General features: G+C 27.1%; 5 protein-coding genes. 3 read left to right on the top strand and 2 right to left on the bottom strand.

Annotated elements, in window-relative coordinates:
• The first annotated feature begins 19 nt into the window (after positions 1-19).
• Together VK998_RS01015 and VK998_RS01010 are read left to right on the top strand one after the other, a co-directional pair.
• A complete protein-coding gene (locus tag VK998_RS01015; protein ID WP_325224486.1) occupies positions 20-1,045 on the top strand; it encodes an ABC transporter substrate-binding protein in 1,026 nt (341 codons plus the stop codon).
• Positions 1,046-1,305: 260 nt separating this feature from the next.
• Complete coding sequence (locus VK998_RS01010; RefSeq protein ID WP_325224484.1) at positions 1,306-2,493, top strand: NAD(P)/FAD-dependent oxidoreductase; 1,188 nt, start codon at positions 1,306-1,308, stop codon at positions 2,491-2,493.
• A gap of 95 nt (positions 2,494-2,588) precedes the next feature.
• Here VK998_RS01010 and VK998_RS01005 read toward each other — a convergent pair whose 3' ends face one another.
• Positions 2,589-2,723, bottom strand: coding sequence for a hypothetical protein (locus VK998_RS01005; RefSeq protein ID WP_325224482.1), 135 nt, complete (start codon positions 2,721-2,723; stop codon positions 2,589-2,591).
• On the bottom strand, positions 2,720-4,039 hold the full coding sequence (locus VK998_RS01000; RefSeq protein ID WP_325224481.1) for a hypothetical protein: 1,320 nt from the start codon (positions 4,037-4,039) through the stop codon (positions 2,720-2,722). The genes VK998_RS01005 and VK998_RS01000 overlap by 4 nt, the downstream gene beginning before the upstream one ends.
• 325 nt (positions 4,040-4,364) lie before the next feature.
• Between VK998_RS01000 and VK998_RS00995 the strand changes: the two genes are divergently transcribed.
• The coding region (locus VK998_RS00995; RefSeq protein WP_325224479.1) for a hypothetical protein at positions 4,365-4,580 on the top strand (216 nt) is incomplete at its 3' end.

Here is a 4,580-nt window from a genome sequence, read left to right as displayed (position 1 = left end):
GAAAAGAAATGTAAAAGTTTTGTTCAGTATTGTTTTAGTAATGATAATTGGTTTATTATCTACAGGATGTGGAAGCGCCAAATCTACCATTAATGTATATAATTGGGGTGATTATATAGACCCAGATGTATTAAAGGAGTTTGAAAAAGAATTCGATGTAAAAGTGAATTATAATACTTTTGCAACTAATGAAGATATGTATGTTAGCATCAAAAAGGGAGGAACTAGTTATGATGTAGCATTCCCTTCAGACTATATGATAGAAAGAATGATAAAAGAGGATTTATTGGAAAAAATAAACAAAGAAAATATACCCAATTTAGATAATATAGAAGATAGATTTTTAGATTTGAATTTCGATCCTAGTAATGAATATTCAGTACCTTATATGTGGGGGACCTTAGGTATTATTTATAATAAGAATATGGTTGATGATCTAGTAAACAGTTGGGATATACTTTGGAATGAAAAATATGCTGGACAGATTTTGATGTTAGATAGCCAACGAGATTCTATAGCTATAGCATTGAAAAAATTAGATTATTCTATGAATACTAGAAATACAAAGGAATTAGAAGAAGCCAAAGAAAAGTTGATTAAACAAAAACCTTTAGTTTATGCCTATGTAGGAGATGAAGTCAAAGATTTAATGGTTGGAGAAGAGGCAGCTATTGCAGTTGTTTGGTCTGGAGATGCAGTTGCCATGATTAGAGAAAATGAAAATTTAGATTATGTAATTCCAAAGGAAGGAACTAACCTTTGGTTTGACAATATGGTAATCCCAAAGAGTGGTAAAAACAAAGAACTAGCAGAAAAATTTATTAATTTTATGAATAGACCAGAAATAGCTGCCAAAAATACAGATTATATAGGATATTCAACAACTAACTATGCAGCACTAAAGTATTTACCAGAGGATATAGTAAATAGTAAGGTGGCTTATCCTACAGATGAAGAAATAGGTGAAGTAGAAATATTTAAAGATCTAGAAGATTTCTTAAAAGTATATGATGAAATATGGTTGGAGATAAAAGCTCAAAGATAAGACAAGAAGAAGCTCTACTGTATTTTGTTTTTCCAGGTGGACACATAGGTCCACCCCTACCATATAAAATATGAAAACTTTATTGCATTTTTTTCAGCAGGTGGACAGATAGACCTATTACTATATAGAATATATAACGATATGCGTAGGGGCAGACCTATGTGTCTGCCCTAAATAATAAGAGATATTCTTACATTATGTGTATAGCTTAATACTTTGGGTAATAATTAACTAATTATATAAACCCAAGGAGGCTTAGAATGGAGAAAGTAAAATATTTAATTATTGGAAATGGAATTGCAGGGCTTTCAGCAGCTAAGGAAATAAGAAATAATGATAGTGAAGGTAGTATTACTATAATTTCAAAAGAAGCATATAATACCTATTATAGAGTAAGGTTAACTGAATATTTATCAAAAGATTTTACAGAAGAACAACTTTTAGTAAATAAAAAGAGTTGGTATGAAGAAAAGAATATAAAGGTACTGCTAAATAAAATAGTAGAAAAAATAGATGTAGATAATTTAAAAGTGAGACTAGATGATAGTAAAGAAATAGAATTTGAAAAATTATTAATAGCCACGGGTAGTAGCCCTTTTATACCACCAGTAGCAGGGAAGTATAAGCAAGGAGTACTAGCATTAAGAACTTTGAAAGATTTAAAATATATTAAAAATTACTTTGACAATTGTAAAGAGATTACAGTAATAGGCGGTGGACTCTTAGGATTAGAAGCAGCTTGGGCATTGAAAAAATTAGATAAAACTGTAAATATAGTTGAATTCGCACCTTACTTATTGTCAAAGCAATTAGACAAAGAATTATCAAATAAATTAAAGGAAAAACTGGAAAGGGAAGGCTTCAAAATCTATCTTTCTGCATCAGCAGAAGAAATATTAGGAGAAAATAAAGCAGATGGAATTTTATTAAATAATGGTAAAGAACTTAAAACAAATGGTATATTATTTTCTGTAGGAATTAGACCAAATATAGATCTAATTAGAGATACGCCATTAAAATTTGTTAAAGGAATAATAGTCAATAAAAACTTAAGAACAAATATAGAGAATATATATGCTGCTGGTGATGTAATTGAAATAGATGGTAAGGTAATTGGGTTATGGACTTCAGCAAATGAGCAAGGAAAAGTAGCAGGGGCTAATATGTCAGGTAAAACTATGGAATATACAGAAGCTAAACTTTTTACTTCTTTGTTATTAGGGGATATAAAGATTTTTTCAGTAGGAGATATAAAAGAATTTGATGATTCTTATGAATATAAAGATGAAAGTAAAGGAATTCACCATAAATTATTTATTAGTGAAGGTAAACTAACAGGTGGAATACTATTTGGTGATACAAAAGATATGGCTAGACTTAAAAAGGCAGTTACTGAAAAGATAGATATTGAATCATATTTAGAAAAAAATTACCTTTTAATTAAATAAATATCAAAATGAAGAACGTGACAATTTTTGTCACGTTCTTCATTTTGAGTTAATTGATAATTAGTTGTTTTGATTATAAGTACAGAAAAGCTAGATTAAAATTTTTCTACTATTGAATCTCTTATGGGCATTGGAGCAATATAAGGCGGGTCAGCATATATAGCAGTGCTTATAAATGTAATTATCGTTATGATTGATAGAGATAAAACTAACTTTCTTTTTAAGTTCATTTTTTCACCTCCCCATCCAATAGATCTCTAATTAAATGTTTTGCCTCTAAACTATTGTCCAGTTCTATAAAATTATATAGAATTTTTAAAATAGCAACAGAATCTTTGCTTAGCTTTAAACTGCAAATTTTGTCTTTATACAGCTTTGTTAAATTGTTTATTTTATTATATTGTTTTAGTTCTACATAGAAATCAATTAGTCTAGAAAAAACATCTGGAAATAAAGTTGTATCTTCATGATTTACCGACAAAGTCAATGCTTCATTTAAATATTTTTCACAAGTTTCATATTTATTTAAATAATAATATATATAAGACATACTAAGTAAAATTCGAGGAAATTGATAAGAATTTTTATCAATTTTAGCTATATAATCTGTAACTTTATTACTATATTTAACTACATTTGAATTATCTTTTTTTTCAGTATATACTTGTACAATATTGATATACGTTGAACACATTTCTTCAGGAGTTTCAGATTTTCCAATTATTTTCAATAGTTTATTATAACTTCTAAGAGCACCATCAAAATTTTTAATTTTTGAATTACAGATTCCTTCTAACATTAAAATTCTTTTTATTTCTCTATAGTCATCATAGGTAACATAATACTTTGCATGGATTAATTGTTCCAGACATTCACTATAATCTCCTTTATGGTAAGAAGCCAAACCACTATTATAATAAAAAACGCCTATATATTTATTAGGAATATCGTCTTGAGTAGATAAGGCAAAATTACACAATCTAATGGCCTCATCAAATTTTTTAGTTAAAATACAATTATAGACTAACTTTAAGATTATCTTATACCGTCTTTTCATGTAGGGATATTCATAAGAAACTTCTAAAGCTTTAAGATAGTAGTAATATTCTCTAATAGAATCTTTAGCATTGTAGTAAATATCGCCTAGCAAATCATAAGTTTTAACTTTTTTATCAATAAAATTCCATTTATTTAGAAAAGTTTCAATTTTGTTTAATTCCTCTAATTCAAAATCATATATTTTTTCATCTAAATGATGTTGTAGCTTTTCAATATAAAAATTAGCTTGTTTTCTTGCATCATATCTATTTGGATTTAGAATATCTTCTGGTTGTATGTATATATCAATACCTCTTTCATGAATAATTTTATTCATGTTTTTTGAAATTATAGTAGCTACATTATGGTATATAGGTGTTCTGTCATTTTCGATAAGGCTGATTAGATTTCTAGTAACCTGCTCCCCAGCTATTTCATATTGTCTTAAATTTAAACCTTTTCTTATTCTTTTTAAATTTTGACCAATAGTAATTTCATTATTTTTCAATTTTATCATACCTTTGTCATATATTTTAATTACATTATAATTATATCATATAAATATATATGTGTAAATATATTTACATGATTTTTGTTTTATGATATAATTATATTAAAGTTATAAGATTCTTTAATGTACCAGAGAAGGTCCAAATTGTGGGGCATGAAGTTTATGGGGTATGGACTTTTTTCTGGTACATTTATATTTAATTGTGAAATTATAATTCTTAGTGTAAAATAATTGTTGGACAAATAAACAAAAAAATATAGAGAATAATCCTCAATTTGATATAATGTAATTGTTGAAATCACAAAAAAGGAGGATATTCTCTATGAATAATATTATACAATTAATAGCAGGAAAAGTTAAGGGTGAAATTGAAGAAAATATAATAAGAGTTCTTGAGGGCGAAGGAAACCTCGATGATATTGTAGATTCAGTTGGAGAAATGGTTAATGATATTGGTATTAAAACTATTCAAGCAATAATTAGTGCATTAAATAGTATTATTAAAAAATCTCCTGAAAGAAGTGGAAAATACCATGTT

The sequence above is a fragment of the Schnuerera sp. genome (assembly GCF_035459645.1).
Lineage (GTDB): Bacteria > Bacillota > Clostridia > Tissierellales > Tepidimicrobiaceae > Schnuerera.
The sequence above is the reverse complement of the archived record's forward strand: the minus strand, read 5'-3'. Positions and strand labels throughout refer to the sequence as shown.